Annotated in this window: 20 protein-coding genes and 3 tRNA genes; 5 read left to right on the top strand and 18 right to left on the bottom strand. The window is 71.0% G+C overall.

Annotated features, from left to right (window positions below):
• Positions 1-13: 13 nt before the first annotated feature.
• Positions 14-2002, top strand: coding sequence for an ASKHA domain-containing protein (locus AC1DP1_RS12150; RefSeq protein WP_477507067.1), 1989 nt, complete (start codon positions 14-16; stop codon positions 2000-2002).
• A gap of 19 nt (positions 2003-2021) precedes the next feature.
• The gene (locus AC1DP1_RS12145) at positions 2022-2597 is read left to right on the top strand and encodes a DUF1638 domain-containing protein (protein ID WP_477507066.1); all 576 of its coding nucleotides are present in this window, start codon (positions 2022-2024) and stop codon (positions 2595-2597) included.
• Here AC1DP1_RS12145 and AC1DP1_RS12140 read toward each other — a convergent pair.
• The 3 genes from AC1DP1_RS12140 to rplJ form a co-directional block, all read right to left on the bottom strand.
• Positions 2594-3439 carry a methylenetetrahydrofolate reductase gene (locus AC1DP1_RS12140; protein WP_457185754.1) on the bottom strand — a complete coding sequence of 282 codons (846 nt, stop codon included), beginning with the start codon at positions 3437-3439 and terminating at the stop codon, positions 2594-2596. The genes AC1DP1_RS12145 and AC1DP1_RS12140 overlap by 4 nt on opposite strands.
• A 167-nt stretch (positions 3440-3606) precedes the next feature.
• Positions 3607-3999, bottom strand: coding sequence for a 50S ribosomal protein L7/L12 (gene rplL / locus AC1DP1_RS12135; protein ID WP_457185752.1), 393 nt, complete (start codon positions 3997-3999; stop codon positions 3607-3609).
• 76 nt (positions 4000-4075) lie between these two features.
• Positions 4076-4741 (bottom strand): 50S ribosomal protein L10, encoded by a 666-nt coding sequence (gene rplJ / locus AC1DP1_RS12130; protein ID WP_191194468.1) that lies wholly within the window; start codon positions 4739-4741, stop codon positions 4076-4078.
• 288 nt (positions 4742-5029) lie between these two features.
• On the opposite strand from rplJ, the gene AC1DP1_RS12125 reads away from it, so the two are divergent.
• Positions 5030-6019, top strand: coding sequence for a DnaB-like helicase C-terminal domain-containing protein (locus AC1DP1_RS12125; RefSeq protein ID WP_477507065.1), 990 nt, complete (start codon positions 5030-5032; stop codon positions 6017-6019).
• Positions 6020-6046: 27 nt separating this feature from the next.
• On the opposite strand, the gene AC1DP1_RS12120 is transcribed toward AC1DP1_RS12125, so the two are convergent.
• From AC1DP1_RS12120 to AC1DP1_RS12095, 6 genes are all read right to left on the bottom strand, one after another.
• The gene (locus tag AC1DP1_RS12120; protein ID WP_477507064.1) at positions 6047-6904 is read right to left on the bottom strand and encodes an SCO4651 family lipoprotein; all 858 of its coding nucleotides are present in this window, start codon (positions 6902-6904) and stop codon (positions 6047-6049) included.
• A gap of 173 nt (positions 6905-7077) precedes the next feature.
• The gene (gene rplA / locus AC1DP1_RS12115; RefSeq protein ID WP_191194465.1) at positions 7078-7800 is read right to left on the bottom strand and encodes a 50S ribosomal protein L1; all 723 of its coding nucleotides are present in this window, start codon (positions 7798-7800) and stop codon (positions 7078-7080) included.
• Positions 7801-7865: 65 nt separating this feature from the next.
• Positions 7866-8294 (bottom strand): 50S ribosomal protein L11, encoded by a 429-nt coding sequence (rplK, locus tag AC1DP1_RS12110; RefSeq protein ID WP_056907132.1) that lies wholly within the window; start codon positions 8292-8294, stop codon positions 7866-7868.
• A 103-nt stretch (positions 8295-8397) separates the two neighbouring features.
• A complete protein-coding gene (gene nusG, locus AC1DP1_RS12105) occupies positions 8398-9231 on the bottom strand; it encodes a transcription termination/antitermination protein NusG (protein WP_477507063.1) in 834 nt (277 codons plus the stop codon).
• Between the two features lie 50 nt (positions 9232-9281).
• Positions 9282-9539, bottom strand: coding sequence for a preprotein translocase subunit SecE (gene secE / locus AC1DP1_RS12100; RefSeq protein ID WP_191194464.1), 258 nt, complete (start codon positions 9537-9539; stop codon positions 9282-9284).
• Positions 9540-9578: 39 nt separating this feature from the next.
• Positions 9579-9651 (bottom strand) — tRNA-Trp (locus AC1DP1_RS12095).
• A gap of 149 nt (positions 9652-9800) precedes the next feature.
• Here AC1DP1_RS12095 and AC1DP1_RS12090 point away from each other — a divergent pair.
• Positions 9801-10850: an adenosine deaminase gene (locus tag AC1DP1_RS12090; protein WP_477507062.1), complete on the top strand. Its 1050-nt coding sequence runs from the start codon at positions 9801-9803 to the stop codon at positions 10848-10850.
• A 10-nt stretch (positions 10851-10860) separates the two neighbouring features.
• Here the strand turns inward: AC1DP1_RS12090 and AC1DP1_RS12085 are convergent, their stop codons facing one another.
• The 7 genes from AC1DP1_RS12085 to AC1DP1_RS12055 form a co-directional block, all read right to left on the bottom strand.
• Positions 10861-11919: a UDP-N-acetylmuramate dehydrogenase gene (locus AC1DP1_RS12085; RefSeq protein ID WP_477507061.1), complete on the bottom strand. Its 1059-nt coding sequence runs from the start codon at positions 11917-11919 to the stop codon at positions 10861-10863.
• Positions 11912-12316, bottom strand: coding sequence for a MaoC/PaaZ C-terminal domain-containing protein (locus AC1DP1_RS12080; protein ID WP_477507060.1), 405 nt, complete (start codon positions 12314-12316; stop codon positions 11912-11914). Before AC1DP1_RS12080 ends, AC1DP1_RS12085 begins: the two co-directional genes overlap by 8 nt.
• Positions 12313-12720 (bottom strand): FAS1-like dehydratase domain-containing protein, encoded by a 408-nt coding sequence (locus AC1DP1_RS12075; protein WP_477507059.1) that lies wholly within the window; start codon positions 12718-12720, stop codon positions 12313-12315. The genes AC1DP1_RS12080 and AC1DP1_RS12075 overlap by 4 nt, the downstream gene beginning before the upstream one ends.
• Positions 12721-12789: 69 nt before the next feature.
• Positions 12790-12960, bottom strand: coding sequence for a 50S ribosomal protein L33 (rpmG, locus tag AC1DP1_RS12070; RefSeq protein WP_056907127.1), 171 nt, complete (start codon positions 12958-12960; stop codon positions 12790-12792).
• Positions 12961-13008: 48 nt separating this feature from the next.
• Positions 13009-13085 (bottom strand) — tRNA-Met (locus tag AC1DP1_RS12065).
• 36 nt (positions 13086-13121) lie between these two features.
• Positions 13122-13194 (bottom strand) — tRNA-Thr (locus AC1DP1_RS12060).
• Positions 13195-13288: 94 nt separating this feature from the next.
• Entirely contained in the window at positions 13289-14695 is a 1407-nt protein-coding gene (locus AC1DP1_RS12055; RefSeq protein ID WP_477507058.1) for an amidase, read from the bottom strand.
• An 87-nt stretch (positions 14696-14782) separates the two neighbouring features.
• Between AC1DP1_RS12055 and AC1DP1_RS12050 the strand changes: the two genes are divergently transcribed.
• Positions 14783-15514: a class I SAM-dependent DNA methyltransferase gene (locus tag AC1DP1_RS12050; protein WP_477507057.1), complete on the top strand. Its 732-nt coding sequence runs from the start codon at positions 14783-14785 to the stop codon at positions 15512-15514.
• Positions 15515-15526: 12 nt separating this feature from the next.
• Here the strand turns inward: AC1DP1_RS12050 and AC1DP1_RS12045 are convergent, their stop codons facing one another.
• Both AC1DP1_RS12045 and AC1DP1_RS12040 read right to left on the bottom strand, forming a co-directional pair.
• On the bottom strand, positions 15527-16096 hold the full coding sequence (locus AC1DP1_RS12045) for a DNA-3-methyladenine glycosylase I (RefSeq protein WP_477507056.1): 570 nt from the start codon (positions 16094-16096) through the stop codon (positions 15527-15529).
• A 14-nt stretch (positions 16097-16110) separates the two neighbouring features.
• The coding region (locus AC1DP1_RS12040; RefSeq protein ID WP_477507055.1) for a pirin family protein at positions 16111-16825 on the bottom strand (715 nt) is incomplete at its 5' end.

The raw sequence follows: 16825 nt of genomic DNA, 5'->3' as shown, positions 1-16825 counted from the left end.
ACCGCGCAGCGCTATGAGCGGGCCTCCCGACGGGCCCGACTTCTCGCTCGCCGACGTGGCCCGCGAGGGCCTCATCGAGAGGCCGGGCGCCGAGCCCGCAGCCCACGACGGGACCGGCCGGGTCGCCCTCGCGTTCACCGTCATGACCAAGGCCGAGGACGGGGCGGAGGTCCCGCCGGCGCTGCGCGACGTCCGCGTGCCGCCCGGGGTGACCGTCTTCGACGCCGCGTCGTGGAACGGCATCGCGATCGACTCCACCTGCGGCGGCCACGGCACCTGCCACAAGTGCCGCATCCGGGTCACCTCCGACACCGCGACCCCGATCACCCGCCACGACGTGCGCACCTTCACCGCGGCGCAGCTCGCCGAGGGCTGGCGCCTCGGCTGCCTGCTCCACGCGACCCGCGACCTCGCCGTCGAGGTCCCTCCGCTGACCACCAGGCCCAAGGCCGCGACCGTCGGCATCGGGCGTCAGGTGATCCTGCGCCCGGCCCTCCAGAAGCGCTACGTCGAGCTCGACGAGGCCACCCTCGCCGACCAGCGCACCGACCTCGTACGCCTCACCGACGCCATCGACGACCTCGAGCTCACTGCCGACCTCCACGTGCTGCGCCGGCTGTCCACGGTGCTGCGAGCGGCCGACTTCAAGGTCACCGCGGTCATCCTCGACGAGGCCCTCGTCGACGTCGAGCCCGGCGACACCACGGGTGCGCGCTACGCCATCGCGTTCGACCTCGGCACCACGACGGTCGTCGGCACGCTCCTCGACGTCGGCACCGGCACCCCGCTTGCCGTCGCCTCGGCCCTCAACGCCCAGCAGCCCTTCGGCGGCGACGTCATCACCCGGATCAGCGCCACGATGATGGATCCCGAGGCCCTCGGGCGCCTGCAGCAGCTCGCCGGCAGCACGCTGTCCTCGTTGGCTGCGGAGGTGTGCCGCGAGGCCGGGGTGGACCCCGCGCACGTCTACGAGGTGGCCGTCGCCGGCAACGCGACGATGACGGCTCTCGCGCTCGGCATCGACCCCGAGCCGCTCGGCGTCGCCCCGTTCGTGATGTCGGCCGCGCAGCCGCCGTCGGTCCTCGCCTCCGAGCTGGGCCTGAGCCTGCACCCGCGGGCGCGCGCCTTCCTCTTCCCCGCCCTCGGCGCCTACGTCGGTGGCGACATCGTCGCGGGCATGCTCGCCAGCGGGATGGACCGCGACAAGCGCACCCGGCTGTTCATCGACGTCGGCACCAACTGCGAGATCGTGCTCAGCGACGGGGAGACCATCCTGTCCACGGCCGCGCCCGCCGGTCCGGCGTTCGAGGGCGGGGCCATCCGGTGCGGCATGCGGGCCGCCGACGGCGCCATCGAGGTCGTCAAGGTCGACCCCCACGCCGAGGGCGAGGACCCCGCCGTCACGCTGCAGGTCATCGGCGACGTCGAGCCCCGGGGGCTGTGCGGCTCCGGCCTGGTCGACGCGGTCGCCGAGCTCGTCCGCGTCGGCCTCCTCGACGCCACGGGGCGGCTGGTGCCCGAGGAGGACGCCAAGGGCATCGCCCCCGCCCTCGCCGACCGGATGTCGAGGATCGGCGAGGAGCGGGTGTTCATCCTGCACCGGCCCACGCCTGACGCCGAGACGGCCGAGTGCGTCTACCTCTCCCAGCGCGACGTGCGCGAGCTGCAGTTCGCCAAGGCAGCCATCTCCACCGGCTGGTCCCTGCTCCTCGAGGAGCTCGGCCTCGAGCACCGCGACGTGCAGCAGGTGCTCCTCGCGGGCTCGTTCGGCAGCTACCTCTCCCCCGCATCGGCCGTCCGCATCGGCCTGGTCCCCCGCCTGCCCGTCCTGCGGATCGTCGCCGCGGGCAACGTCGCCGGCGAGGGCGCCAAGATGGCGCTCCTCTCGGTGCGCGAGCGGGCCGGGGCGCGGGCGCTGCTCGAGGAGGTGACCTATGTCGAGCTCTCCGACCGTCCCGGCTTCAACGACGCCTTCGTCGACCAGCTCTCGTTCAATCCCTGAGGCCCTCCCTGAGGGCCGCGTGGCACTGATCGCGTGCGGCGCGATCGCCCAGCCGGCGGCCGCGGTCGTCGCGCGGCGCGGCTGGCCCGTCGACGTCCACCCCCTTCCCCCGCTCCTGCACAACCACCCGGACCGGATCGCCGACCAGGTGCGCGCTCTGGCCGCCAGGCTGGGGCCGTCCTACGGTCGCGTCGTCGTCGGCTACGCCGACTGCGGGACGTACGGCGCCCTCGACGGCGTCTGCGACGACCTCGGGATCCAGCGGCTTCCGGGGCTGCACTGCTACGACGTCTTCGCCGGGCAGTCGCGCCTCGAGCGGTTCTTCGACGAGCAGCCGGGCACCTATCTCCTGACCGACTTCCTCGTCCGGTCGTTCGACCGCACCGTCATCCAGGAGCTGGGCCTCGACCGCCACCCCGAGCTCCGCGACACCTACTTCGGCCACTACACGCGCGTCGTCTGGTTGGCCCAGGAGCCCGACGGGGAGCTCCGCGCCCAGGCCGCCGAGGCGGCGGAGAGCCTCGGGCTGCCGCTCACCGTGGTGGCGACGGGCGACCACGGCCTCGAGCAGGCGCTCGCCGACCTCGTGCGCTAGTCGCCGAGCCGACGGAGCAGGTCGGTGCGCCAGGCCTCGGTCTCGCCGATCTGGTTGAAGGTGAAGACGTGGAGGCCCTCGACGAGCGCACCCTCCTCGCCCAGGGCCGGTGCGCACTTCTCCAGGAAGCTCTCGCCGGTGAACCCACCGGGTGCCGCGAGCCGGGCGAACAGCCCCTTGTTCTTGGCGAGGAACTTCGTCGACTCCCCCACCCCGATGCGGGTGGCCATGCCGAGCAGCTTGGCGCGCTCGACCGGCCCCGGGATGCCGAGCAGCAGCGGCATGGCCACACCGCGGTTGCGGAGCCGGCGGATCCAGTCGCGGACGAGGGTGGGGTCGAAGGTCAGGTTGCTGACGATGTGGGTGGCGTAGTGCCGCTTGTCCCACATCGACTGGACGGTGAGGTCGTCGTTGATCGTCGGGTGGGACTCGGGGTAGCCGGTGATGCCGACGTGGGCGAACGGTGACCCGATCTCGCGGAGGTCCTGCAGCAGCGCGAGCGCGTCGGGATAGTCGCCCGCCGGTTCGGCGTCGCCACCGGGCACGAAGACCCGGCTGATGCCCTTGCCGACGAGCCGGTCCGCGATCTCCTGGAGCTCGGTCCGGCCGGTGACCATCCGCGCCGCGAGGTGGGGCACCACGACGTAGCCGTGGCCGGTGAGGCGCTCGGCGAGGTCGAAGGTCGCCTCCAGGCCCTTGCCCGGCGATGCCGTCACCGTGACCACGCGGTCGCGTGGCAGGTGCTCGAGCACCTTCTCCTCCGTGGAGGCTGTCGGCAGGACCTCGTAGCGAGCGTGCTCGAGGAGCCGGATGAGCGTGGCGGCTGATCGCTTGTTGCGCATGGAGCAACTCATCTCGTGATACGCATCAGAAGTGCTCACTGTAATGGTCCGGGGACCGCAGGAGAAGGGTCGCGCGCATGACGAAGGGCGGTCACCCCGGACCGGGGTGACCGCCCTTCGACGGTTGCTGCGGAGCAGCGGGTGCTAGCCCAAGGGCCAGCAGGTCGTCACTTGACGGTGACGGTGGCGCCGGCGGCCTCGAGGGCCTCCTTGGCCTTGTCCGCGGCAGCCTTGTCGACGCCCTCGAGGATCGTCTTGGGCGCGGCCTCGACGAGGTCCTTGGCCTCCTTCAGGCCGAGGGAGGTCAGGGCGCGCACCTCCTTGATGACGTTGATCTTCTTGTCGCCGGCGGCCTCGAGGACGACCTCGAAGTCGGTCTTCTCCTCGGCGGCGGCGTCGCCACCAGCGGCACCACCGGCGGCCGGGGCGGCGGCCACGGCGACGGGGGCAGCGGCGGTCACGCCGAAGGTGTCCTCGAACTGCTTCACGAACTCGGAGAGCTCGATGAGGGTCATCTCCTTGAACGCGTCAAGGAGCTCGTCGGTGCTGAGCTTCGCCATGATGGCAAACCTTTCGTCTGTGGCGCTGTCGCGGTGTGCGACTGCGCCGGGTTTCAGGTGGTGTACGTCGGCCTGGTCAGGCGTCGGTGGACTCGGCGGCCGGCTCGGCTGCCTCGTCGGTCGCCTCGGGCTCGGCGGCCTCCTCCGAAGAGGGGGCCTCCTCGACCGGGGCGTCCTCGGCAGCCGGAGCAGCCGGAGTACCGGCACCACCTGCGAGGATCGAGGGGTCCTGCTCGGCCTTGGCCTGGAGCGCACCCGCGAGACGGGCGGCCTGGGCGATCGGCGCGTTGAGCAGGTAGACGGCCTGGGAGAGGCTCGCGAGCATGGCGCCCGCCAGCTTGCCCATCAGCACCTCGCGCGACTCGAGGTCGGCCAGCTTGGCCACCTCGGCAGCGTCGAGCGGCTTGCCGTCCAGGACTCCACCCTTGATCACAAGGGCGGGGTTCGCCTTGGCAAAGTCACGCAGACCCTTGGCGGCCTCGACCACGTCTCCATTGATGAAGGCGATGGCGGTGGGGCCGGTCAGCAGGTCGTCGAAGCCTTCGATGCCCACCTCGGTGGCGGCGATCTTGGCCAGCGTGTTCTTGACCACGGCATAGTTGGCGTTCTCGCCGAGGGCACGCCGCAGGTCCTGCAGCTGCTTCACGGTGAGCCCGCGGTACTCGGTCAGTACAGCGCCGGCCGAGTCGTTGAACGAGTCAACGATCTCCGCGACGGCGGCAGTCTTTTCTGCCCGCGCCATGGGTCTCCTTCCGGGGTTGACCACCGGCGTCCGGCCCACAAAGACGGAACGCCCTGAGCACAGGCTCAGGGCGTGGATGCGGCGAAGGCCGCTGCTCTGAAATCCTGCGCCGGCCGTCCGCTGCTGCGGACCTTCAGTCACGGGCGAGGAGCTCGTGACAACCTGCGGTCTCTGGTTTCGAGATGGAACAGTACGCGTCGGGGCGCGGACGAGACAAATCGGCGGAGCCGTCCTGCAAAACCAGCCAATCCTCCTACGCCGGTCGCCCAACACTGGTGCAATGGCCCCGTGGATCACCAGCTCATGACCGTCGGTGCCTCCCTGGCCCGCAGCGACGAACGCATGCTCACCGGACGCAACGCCGCCGGACGCCTCTGGAAGACCGGCTTCGGGGGCCTCGACCCCCTGATCGGCGGCGGGATGCGAGCCGGTTCCCTCGTGCTGCTCGCCGGGCCGCAGGGCCTCGGCAAGTCGACGTTCGCGCTGCAGGTCGCCCGCAACAACGCCGCCACCGGCCGCCCGGTCCTCTACTTCTCCTACGAGCACGACGCCGAGGACCTGACGCAGAAGCTCATCGCCATGGAGGCGGGCGAGCTCGACGACTCCGACCAGGTGCGGATCACCAGCATCCGGTCGATCTTCGACGACCTCTGGGTGAGCTCGCTCGAGCACCGCCTCGAGACGGTCCCCGCCGGCGTCGAGGCGCTGACCCGGGTCGCGCAGTACTCCGAGATGCTCTTCGTGCACCGCTCGACGGGATCGCGCACCGACCTCGCCGCGATCCAGGCCGCGATCGTGGCGGTGCGCGAGCTGTCGGGCTCGACGCCGCTCGTGATCGTCGACTACCTGCAGAAGGTGAAGTCGAGCCACCCCGACGAGGAGTCCAGCACCACCGAGATCGTCGAGGGCCTCAAGGACCTCGCCATCGACATCGGCGCCCCGGTCCTCGCGATCGCCGCGGCCGAGAAGGACGCCCTGCGCTCGGGCAAGCGGATGCGCGCCAACGACCTGCGCGGGTCGAGCGCCCTGGCCTACGAGGCCGACGTCGTGCTGGTGCTCAACAACAAGTTCGACATCGTCGCGCGCCACCACCTGACCTACGACCTCGGCAACGCCGAGCGGTTCCGGGAGTACGCCATCCTGACGCTCGAGAAGAACCGCTTCGGTCGCGACGGGGCGGTGCTGCAGTACCGCACCCGCTTCGACCAGGGCCGCTACGAGCCCGAGGGCGCGGAGGTCAAGGAGCAGCTGATCGACGAGCGGATCTTCCGGGACTGACCTCCCGGGCGCCCCGCCCGCCGTCGCTCACATCCCGGGCTGCTCGGTGACCTCGCTGGTCGGGGGCGCCTCGATCTCGACGTCGGTGCCGAAGTCGGAGTAGGTGCCCTCGGTGGTCGTGGTGGTCGGCTTGCCGCCGCCCGCCGCCGGGATCTCCATGGTCTGCGTGAACTTGCGCGGCAGGTCGTCGGCGTCGACCCACATCTCGGTCACCAGCTCGTCGGGCAGCATGTCGGCCATCGCGGCCGGGAACTCCATGGCCTTGAGGTACTGATTCGGGTCGAGGGTGATCCGGTAGTGGTTGGTCTCGACCCCGTCGACGTCCTCGGCTCCCACGAGCTCGAGCTTCTTCGGCGCTTCCATGGCCTTGAACATGACCTCGGGATCGGTCGCCTTGCCGATCATCCCGAAGAGTGAGTTCGGGTCGCTCAGGTCGATCTTGAGCCACTTGTCGCCCGTGCCGAGCTCCGGTGACTTCATGTACATCGCCTTGCCGACCAGGATCATCTCCATGGCCTGGGCGCCGGTGCTGGAGGCCTTCATCTCGACGCCGTCGTCGCCGAAGCGGGCCTCGCCCGTCATGGTCTGGGTCTGGCCGGCAGAGCCCGAGGTGGTCTCGAAGGCGAAGGTCTCCGCCCCGCGCATCGCGTCCATGACCGCCGGGTAGAAGTCGTCGGCGGAGAGCTCGGCGAGCGAGGCCTCGGCCGGCTCCTCGCTCTCGTCGGCGCCGTCGTCGGTCGTCGTGGCGTCCTCGGTGCTCTCGTCCGTGGCCGAGCTCGAGGAGTCGGTGGAACCGGAGTCGTCGCTGCACGCGGCGAGCCCGACCCCCATGGTCAGCACCAGGGCGGCGGAGCCGAGGCGGCGGGCGAGGGACGGGACGCGCATGTGTGTCTCCTGGAACGAGTGGTACGACGGTTGTACGAGGCTGTCTGCGGCAGGTGTGCCACTGACGTTCTACCCGATGGCCCCGCAGCCAAACGGCAGGAGGGCACGCGGTCGGGACGCAGAACGGCCCGGCCGCCCCCGAGGGGCGACCGGGCCGAGCGGTGCGTGGTGGATCAGGCCTGGACGGCCTCGTCCTCCGACGCGACGTTCTTCACGCGGTTGGGGTCGACCTGGATGCCGGGGCCCATCGTCGTGGAGACGGTGATCTTCTTGATGTAGCGGCCCTTGGAGCTGGCCGGCTTGAGACGCAGCACCTCCTCGAGGGCGGCGGCGTAGTTCTCCGCGAGCTGGGCCTCGGAGAAGGACGCCTTGCCGATGATGAAGTGCAGGTTCGAGTGGCGGTCGACGCGGAACTCGATCTTGCCGCCCTTGATGTCCGTGACGGCCTTGGCGACGTCGGGGGTCACCGTGCCGGTCTTCGGGTTCGGCATGAGCGAGCGCGGGCCGAGGACGCGACCGAGGCGGCCGACCTTGCCCATCATGTCGGGCGTCGCGACGACGGCGTCGAAGTCGAGCCAGCCGCCGGCGACCTTCTCGATCAGCTCGTCGCCACCGACGAACTCGGCGCCGGCCTCACGGGCAGCGTCGGCCTTGTCGGCGTTGGCGAACACGAGGACACGGGCGGTCTTGCCAGTGCCGTGCGGGAGGTTGACGGTGCCGCGGACCATCTGGTCGGCCTTGCGCGGGTCGACACCCAGGCGCATGACGACGTCGAGGGTCTCGTCGAACTTCTTCTTGGAGCCACCCTTGGCGATCTTGATGGCGGCCAGCGGCGCGTAGAGCTCGTCCATGTCGAACGTCTCGGCGGCCGCGCGGTAGGTCTTGCTGCGCTGCATAGTCTTCTCGTTTCTGTGGTGCGAAGGATGTGGTCAGCGAGCCAGCGCGGCTCTCCCACAGGGATTCAGTCGGTCGTGACGCCCATCGAGCGCGCAGTGCCCTCGACGATCTTCATGGCCGCGTCGATGTCGTTGGCGTTGAGGTCGGGCAGCTTGGTGGTCGCGATCTCGCGGACCTGGTCCTTGGTCAGCTTGCCGACCTTGTCCTTGTGCGGGACGCCAGAACCCTTGGACAGACCGGCAGCCTTCTTGATGAGCTCGGCGGCCGGCGGGGTCTTGGTGATGAAGTCGAACGTGCGGTCCTCGTAGATGGTGATCTCGACGGGGATCACGTTGCCGCGCATGGACTCGGTCTGGGCGTTGTAGGCCTTGCAGAAGTCCATGATGTTGACGCCGTGCGGACCGAGCGCCGTACCGACCGGCGGGGCCGGGGTGGCCGAACCGGCCTGCAGCTGCACCTTGACGAGTGCGGCGATCTTCTTCTTGGGAGGCATTGCCTTCTACTTTCTCTCGTGTGGTCATGACGAGGGCACCTGCCCCCTGCCACGGGTTGTCGCTCGTTCATTGTCGGCCCGGAGAGCGGACCGACGGAAATCGTCAGACCTTCTGGATCTGGCTGAAGCTGAGCTCGACCGGCGTCTCGCGGCCGAAGATCTCGACGAGCGCCTTGACGCGCTGCGACTCGGCGTTGATCTCGGTGATCGTCGCGTGGAGCGTGGCGAACGGCCCGTCGACGACCATGACCGAGTCGGAGACGTCGAAGTCGGCGACCTCGACCGGCTTGCGGGGCGTGGTGGACGCACCCTTCTCGCCCGACGCGGCGGCCTCGGCCTCGGCGACGGCCACGACGGCCGGCGCGAGCATGTCCTCGACCTCGCTCATGCTCAGAGGCACGGGCTGGTGGCTGTGGCCCACGAAGCCGGTGACCGACGGCGTGTGGCGCACGGCGGACCAGGACTCGTCGGTGAGGTCCATGCGGACCAGGACGTAGCCGGGCAGGACGGTGCGGGTGACCATCTTGCGCTGGCCGTTCTTGATCTCCGCGACCTCCTCGGTGGGGACCACGATCTCGTGGATGTAGTCCTCCATGTTGAGGGAGATGATGCGGTTCTCGAGGTTGTGCTTGACCCGCTTCTCCATGCCGGAGTAGGTGTGCACGACGAACCAGTCGCCGGGCTTGGCCCACAGCTCGCGGCGGAACGCCTCGAGCGGGTCGTTCTCCTCGGCGGAGGCCTCCGCGGCGTCCTCGTCAGCGTCGTCCTCGGCGGACTCGTCGTCAGCCTCGTCGGCCACGTCCTCGGTGACCTCGTCGGTCACGTCCTCGTCGGCGGGGGTGTCCTCGACGACGTCCTCGACGGCGTCCTCCGGGGTCGCCTCGTCGACGGACTCGACCTGGTCGTCGACCTGGTCCACGTCATTGTTCTCAGACACGTCTCACTCCGTAGTTCGTAGCGGGGGGCGGGGAACTGTCTCCCCCGTCGTCACTGGACGCTGCCGCCACCGGTGAAGACCTCGAAGACCAGCTTTCCGAAAGCCAGGTCGAGGACCGTCACGAGCGCCATCACCACGACGACGAAGACCAGAACGACGAAGAAGTAGGTGATCAGCTGCTGCTGGGTGGGCCACACCACCTTGCGGAGCTCGGCCACCACCTGGCGCAGGAACGTGGCGGGGCTGGTGCGCCCACGGTCGTCGCCGCGCGAGTCGCGCCGGTCCTGAACCGCGTTGCCGTCAGCCACGTCATCCACCTTCTCGTTGTTGCTGTGCAGTGTTCCTCGCAGGGCACGAGGGACTTGAACCCCCAACCTTCGGTTTTGGAGACCGATGCTCTGCCAGTTGAGCTAGTGCCCTCCGGTGGTTCCATCCCCATCACTGGGGGCATGCCGAAGCATGTGGCGAAACCACCAGTCCGGAAGCATACGGGGCAGTCCCAGTCCCAGTCGAACCGAGGCACCCCACCGGGCGCGGGGAGGGACACCGCGTCCCCCTACGATGCGGGCATGGCAGGTGCGGGGGCGGGGCCGGCGGAGGGTGCGGAGTCGCGTCGCGAGGTGTCGCGGCTCCCCAAGGCGCACCTCCACCTCCACTTCACCGGGTCGATGCGCCACGGCACGCTGCTCGAGCTGGCCGAGCGCGACGGCATCGTGCTGCCCGACTCGCTGGTCGAGGACTGGCCGCCGCAGCTCAGCGCCGCCGACGAGAAGGGCTGGTTCCGGTTCCAGCGCCTCTACGACGTGGCGCGCTCGGTGCTGCGCACGCCCGACGACGTACGACGTCTCGTGCTCGAGGCGGCCGAGGACGACGTCCGGGACGGCGGCCGGTGGTTGGAGATCCAGGTCGACCCGAGCGGCTACGCGGCGAGGTTCGGCGGGATCACCGAGTTCACCGACCTGGTCCTCGACTGCGTGCGCGACGCGTCGGAGCGCACCGGGCTCGGCATGGCGGTGGTGATCGCTGCCAACCGCACCCGCCACCCGCTCGACGCCCGTACGCTCGCACGCCTGGCCGCCCAGTACGCCGGACGGGGTGTCGTCGGGTTCGGGCTCTCCAACGACGAGCGCCGCGGCCGCACCGCGGACTTCGAGGGCGCCTTCCGGATCGCCGACCGGGCCGGCCTGCTGCTCGTGCCGCACGGCGGCGAGCTGCGCGGACCCGACCACGTCCGGCAGTGCCTCGACGGCCTCGGCGCCCACCGGCTCGGGCACGGCGTCCGCAGCGTGGAGGACCCGGCGCTGCTCGACCGGCTCGTCGAGTCCGGCGTCGCGCTGGAGGTGTGCCCGGTCTCCAACGTCTCGCTCGGCGTCTACAGCGACCTCACGTCGGTCCCGCTGCCCCAGCTCCTCGCCGCGGGCGCGACGGTCGCCCTGGGCGCCGACGACCCGCTGCTCTTCGGCTCCCGCCTCGCCGGCCAGTACGCCACGATGCGCGCCGCGCACGACCTCGACGACGCGACGCTGGCCCGGCTGGCGGAGATGTCGTTCACGGCCTCCCAGGCGCCGTCCGACGTCGTGGCCGCGGCCCAGCGGGACATCGCCGCGTGGCTCGCCTGACCCGCAGAGGTCAGAGGGAGCAGCCGACCGTCACCGGCTCGTTCACGAGCGTGACGCCGAAGCGCTCGCGCACCCCGTCGCGCAACTCCCGGGCGAGGGCGAGCAGCTCCTCGGTGGTGGCGCCGCCGCGGTTGGTGAGGGCGAGGGTGTGCTTGGTGGACAGCCGCACCCGCTCCCCCGCGGCCGGGCTGGCGTAGCCCTTGCCGTAGCCGGCGTGCTCGATCAGCCACGCGGCGCTCGACTTGACGGTGCCGTCGGCCTGCTCCCACCGCGGGGCGTCCTCCGGCAGCGCCGCGGCCTGGTCCGGCGTCAGGAACGGATTGGTGAAGAACGACCCGGCGCTCCAGGTGTCGTGGTCGTCGGCGTCGAGCACCATGCCCTTGCCCGAGCGCAGCGCCAGCACCGCGTCGCGCACGGCCTGCAGCGGGGCGCGCTCACCAGCCCTGACACCGAGGGTGCGGGCGAGCTCGGCGTAGGCCACGGGCTCGGACAGGTCGCCCTGTCGCAGCTGGAAGGTCACCTCGAGCACGACGTAGCGCCCGGGCTCGGCCTTGAAGCGGCTGTGGCGGTAGCCGAAGCCGCAGTCGGCGGCGGCGAAGGTGCGCTGGGTGCGGTCGACGCGATCCCAGGTGCGGACGCGAGCGATGGTCTGGGAGACGTCCTGCCCGTAGGCGCCGACGTTCTGGATGGGGGTCGAGCCGACCGCCCCGGGGATCCCGGAGAGCGCCTCGATGCCCGCCCACCCCTGGTCGACGGCGTGCGCGACCAGCTCGTCCCAGTCCTCACCGGCCGCCACCGTGAGCACGACTCCCCCGCACTGGGCGAGGGCGTCGACGTCGCAGGTGTCGGTGTCGGCGTCGACGCCGGTGGTGGCGACCTCCACGACCAGGCCGTCGAACCCGGCGTCGGCGACGACGAGGTTGGAGCCGCCCGCCAGCAGCAGCACGGGCGTGCCGGCGGCGTCGGCATCGGTCACCGCGGCGACCAGCTCGGCCTCGGTGGTGGCGCGCACCCACTCGCGGCCGGGGCCACCCAGGCGCAGGGTGGTGTGGTCGCGCAGGTCAGGCACGGACGGTGGCCTCGCGCACCACGGCCTTGGGCATGCCGAGCACCTTCTTGCCCTCGCACGTCACCTCGAGCGCGAGCGTGACCAGGCCGTCGGCCACCGACTTCACGGTGCCGCCGACGACCACGTCGGCGCCACCCTCGGCGGGTACGACGACGGGGCTGGTGAACTTCGACCCGAGGTCGACGACCTCGGCGCCGCCGGTCCACTCGGCGACCGCGCGGCCGACGAGCGCGAGGGTGTACATGCCGTGGGCGATCACGCCGGGGAGGCCGACGCTGCGCGCGACGTCCTCGTCCTGGTGGATCGGGTTGTGGTCGCCGCTGGCGTCGGCATAGGCGACGAGGTCGGCGCGAGTGACCGTGAAGGTCAACGTCTCGAGGACGTCACCGGCGTTCATGCGGCACCTCCGGACGAGTGGACGAGGGTGGCCTTGCCGGTGCAGACGACCGCGCCAGTGGCGTCGGTGATCTCGCTGGTCGTGGCGATGATGTCGGCGCCGCCGATCTGGCGGAGGCCGGTGACGGTCAGCGTCGCGCTGAGCTCGTCGCCGACGGCCAGGGGGCGCACGTAGGCGAAGCGCTGCTCGCCGTGGACGATCCGGTGCAGGTCGATCGCCTCGGCATCGAGGAAGGCCTGCATCGCGTCGAAGGCCAGCACGATCGGGAAGGTCGGCGGGACCGCCCCACCCTCGGCGCCGGGGTGGCCGACGGAGGCGGCAAAGGCGTTGACCCGCTCGGGGGTCACGGACAGGGGCGCCGGTGCGGGGAACGCGCGCCCCACCAGCGAGGGGTCGACGGGCATGGGGCCGAGCCTACAAACACGACAACCCGTCCGAGTGCTCGGACGGGTCGGGTGTGACGAAGAACGACGTCAGCGGGTCTCGCGGTGGATCGTGTGCCGGCGGTCGCGCGGGCAGAACTTCTTCAGCTCGATCCGGTCCGGGTCGTTGCGACGGTTCTTCTTGGTGATGTAGTTGCGCTCCTTGCACTCCGTGCACGCGAGCGTGATCTTGGGGCGAACGTCAGAGCTCTTGCTGGCCATGAGGAGATCCTTGGGTTTGCGAGTGGTGCGGGGGCTGCTGCGATTTGGTGGTAGCGGGGGCGGGACTCGAACCCGCGACACCACGATTATGAGCCGTGTGCTCTAACCACCTGAGCTACCCCGCCGCGGAGGACGGACTTCCCGGAGGAGATCCGACCCAGAGCCCCTTTACGGAATCGAACCGTAGACCTTCTCCTTACCATGGAGACGCTCTGCCGACTGAGCTAAAGGGGCAACGACGGAGAACGATACACACGGCCCGCCGTGTTGAAAAATCGGCTGCTCCTCCCCCCGATCCGGTCGTTCAGGACGCCCATCAGGACGCCGATCAGGACGCTTGGATCCGAGGCCATCCGACGGCCTCCTCGAGCTCGTACGACAGCCCCAGCAGGCGTGCCTCGCGACCTGCTCCGGCGGCGAGCATCATCCCCTGCGGCAGCCCGGCGGCAGTGGTGGCGAGGGGCAGCGAGACGGCCGGCTCGCCGGTCGCGTTCTGCAGCGGTGTGAACGCCACCCACGCCATCAGCCGGTTCATGATCTCGTCGTAGTCCTGGTCGGGGCGCAGGTGGCCGACGCGTGGCGTCTCGGTCGCGAGGGTGGGCGTCAGGGTGATGTCGTACGACGCCCGGTGCCGCGCCGCGAGCTTCTGCGAGCCACGGAGCACGGCGATCGAGTACGGCTGCTTGTGCAGGTTGCGCGCGGCGTGCCGGGCCAGGCCGAGGGTCAGGTTGTCCAGCTTGGTCGGGTCCCAGGTGGGGCCGAAGTCCTTCTTGCCCCGGCGGGCGATGACCAGCGCGAGCATCGACCAGAAGCGGACGAAGTGCTCGGGGAAGCTGTCCGGCACCGGGTTGTCGACCTCCTCGACGTGGTGGCCGAGCCGCTCGAGCAGGGCGGCCGTGCGCAGCGTCAGCTCCCGCACCTCGGGGCTGCACGAGCGGCCGATCCCCTCGGTGACGACCGCGATGCGGAGCCGGGCCCGGCTCGGGCGGGTGACGTCGCCGACCGGCGCGAGGAGCGGGTTGCGCCAGACCTTCTCGGCCTCGCGGTAGAACGCGGCGGTGTCGCGGACACTGCGGGTCAGGACACCGTCGGAGACGATCCGCACCGGCATGTCGCGCATCATCCGGTCCTGGGCCAGGCGACCGCGGGTGGGCTTGAGGCCCACGAGCCCGTTGACCGCGGCGGGGATCCGGATCGAGCCGCCGCCGTCGTTGGCGTGCGCGATCGGCACCGCACCGGCGGCGACGAGGGCGGCGGAGCCCGCGGACGACGCGCCGGCGTAGTGGTCGGGGCTCCACGGGGAGCGGACCGGCCCGAGGCGCACGTGGTCGGCGGCGCCGGAGAAGCCGAACTCCGAGAGCTGCGTCTTCCCGAGCGGGATGAGCCCGGTGGCGAGGTACATCCGGGCGAAGTCGCCGTCGGCCGCCTGCGGCTGGGCGCTGAACGCGTCCGAGCCGTGCTGGGTCGGCATGCCGGCGACGTCGACGTTGTCCTTGACGAACGTCGGGACGCCCGCGAACCAGCCTCCGCGCGGGTGCCGGGACTCCTCCCGGGCGCGGTCGTAGGCGGCGTACGCCACGGCGCCGAGAGCGGCGTCGACCTGCTCGGTGCGGGCGATCGCGGCCTCGACGACCTCCGGTACCGACACGAGGCCGGAGCGGAGCGCCTCGACGAGGCCCGTGGCGTCGAGGTCGGTGAGGGCGTCGTCGGCGGAGAAGGCGTGCACGCGCGTCATGGACGGGCAGCCTACGGACTGAGCGGGACGCGCGGCAGTGGTGGAATTCGGTGGCCCACACCGCCCCGGTGGTGCAGCGTGGCCGGCATGACGAGCAGCGACTACTGGGACGCCGAGACCGCGGCGACGTACGACGAGGGCTCGGCCTTCATGTTCGCGCCGGAGGTCCTCGACCCGGCGGTCGACTTCCTGGCCGCGCTCGCCGGCGACGGTGGCGCCCTCGAGATGGCCATCGGCACCGGGCGGGTCGCGATCCCTCTGGCCGAGCGCGGCGTCCGGGTCGCGGGTATCGAGCTGTCGCAGCCGATGACGGACGAGCTCCACCGCAAGCAGGCGGACATCCCCGTCGCGGTGGGTGACATGGCCACGACCTGCGTCGACGGCGAGTTCGACCTCGTGTACGTCGTCTGGAACAGCATCGGCAACGTGCGCACGCAGGCCGAGCAGGTCGCGTGCTTCCGCAACGCTGCTCGCCACCTCGCGCCGGGTGGCCGCTTCGTGGTCGAGCTGTGGGTGCCCGGCATCCGGCGCTTCCCGCCCGGCCAGGCCGCGGTGCCGTTCCACGTCGGGCGTCGCCACGTCGGGTTCGACACCTACGACATGACCACGCAGCAGGGCACGTCCCATCACTACCACCGGCGCGACGACGGCACCGTCACCTACGGCGAGAGCAACTTCCGCTACATCTGGCCCGCCGAGTGCGACCTGATGGCCCAGCTCGCCGGGATGGAGCTGGAGCGCCGCGTCGCGGACTGGCACGGGGCGCCCTTCACCAACGACAGCGAGAGCCACGTCTCGGTGTGGCGCAAGCCCGCCTGACCCCGAGCAAGGTCAGCCGGCGCACCCGCGCCGGTGGCACCCCTCGAGGTGGTCGTCGACCAGGCCGACGGCCTCCATCAGGGCGTGCATCGTCGTCGGACCCACGAAGGCGAAGCCCGCCTTCTTGAGTGCCTTGGACAGCGCGACCGACTCGGCCGAGGTGGTGGGCACGTCGACGGTGGTGCGCGGCGCCGGACCCGGCTCGGGCCGGAAGGACCAGATGAACGCCTCCAGCCCACCCTGCTCGCGCAGCACGACGGTGGCACGGGCGTTGGTGATCGCCGCGTCGACCTTGCGGCGGTTGCGGACGATGCCGGCGTCGCCCATCAGCCGCTCCACGTCGCGGTCGTCGAAGGCGGCCACCGCGTCGGCGTCGAACCCGGCGAACGCGGAGCGGAAGTTGTCCCGCTTGTCGAGGATCGTGCGCCACGACAGGCCCGACTGGAAGGCCTCCAGCGTCAGCCGCTCGAGGTGGGCCGCCTCGCCGTCGACGCGCAGCCCCCACTCGGTGTCGTGGTAGGCGAGGTTGACGGGGTCGCCCGCGCCCCAGGGGCAGCGCGCGATCCCGTCGGCGCCGACCACGGGGCCGGCGCCGCTCAGTGCCGTTCCTTGAGCCGCACGTTGGGCAGCACCGGCGCGGGGATGGGCTGCATGCCGAGGTCGACCGTGCCGAACCGGCCCTCGGCGACCTCACGTCCGTCGGCGACGACGTCGCCGTGCTCGCCCACCATGATCTGGTCCTGCCACTCCTGGCGGTAGGCGGCGATCTCGTCGTGGCTCCGGCCGATGAAGTTCCACCACATCACGATCGGCTCACCGAAGGGCGGGCCACCGAGGAGCAGGAGCCGGGCCTCCTCCTGGGCCGTCACGGCGATGGTCGACCTGCCGTGCGGGACGTGGGCGAGGTCGCTGGGCGCGAGCTCCTGGCCGTCGACGTCGATCGCGCCGACGTCGAGGAGCACCCCGTGCTCGAACGACGGGTCGATGTCCACCTCGAGGCTCTTGCCCGGGGCCAGCATGATCTCGGCACCGAGGAGCGGCGTGTGCACGTGGACCGGCGAGGTGGCGCCGAGCAGCGACCCGATGAAGACCCGGGCCTCCCACCCCGGTCCGCGGACCGGCTCGGGGACGAAGTGCTCGAAGCGGGGCTCGACATGGCGGCTGTGGTCGGGGAGCGCGATCCAGAGCTGGGCGCCGTGGAGCGTGGTGGTGTCGGGCGTGGAGACCTCGGTGTGGCTGATCCCACGACCGGCGGTCATCAGGTTCAGCTCGCCGGGACGCACGGTGGCCAGGCTGCCGACGGAGTCACGG

It is taken from the genome of Nocardioides sp. P4_G10, assembly GCF_056401175.1.
The sequence above is the reverse complement of the archived record's forward strand: the minus strand, read 5'-3'. Positions and strand labels throughout refer to the sequence as shown.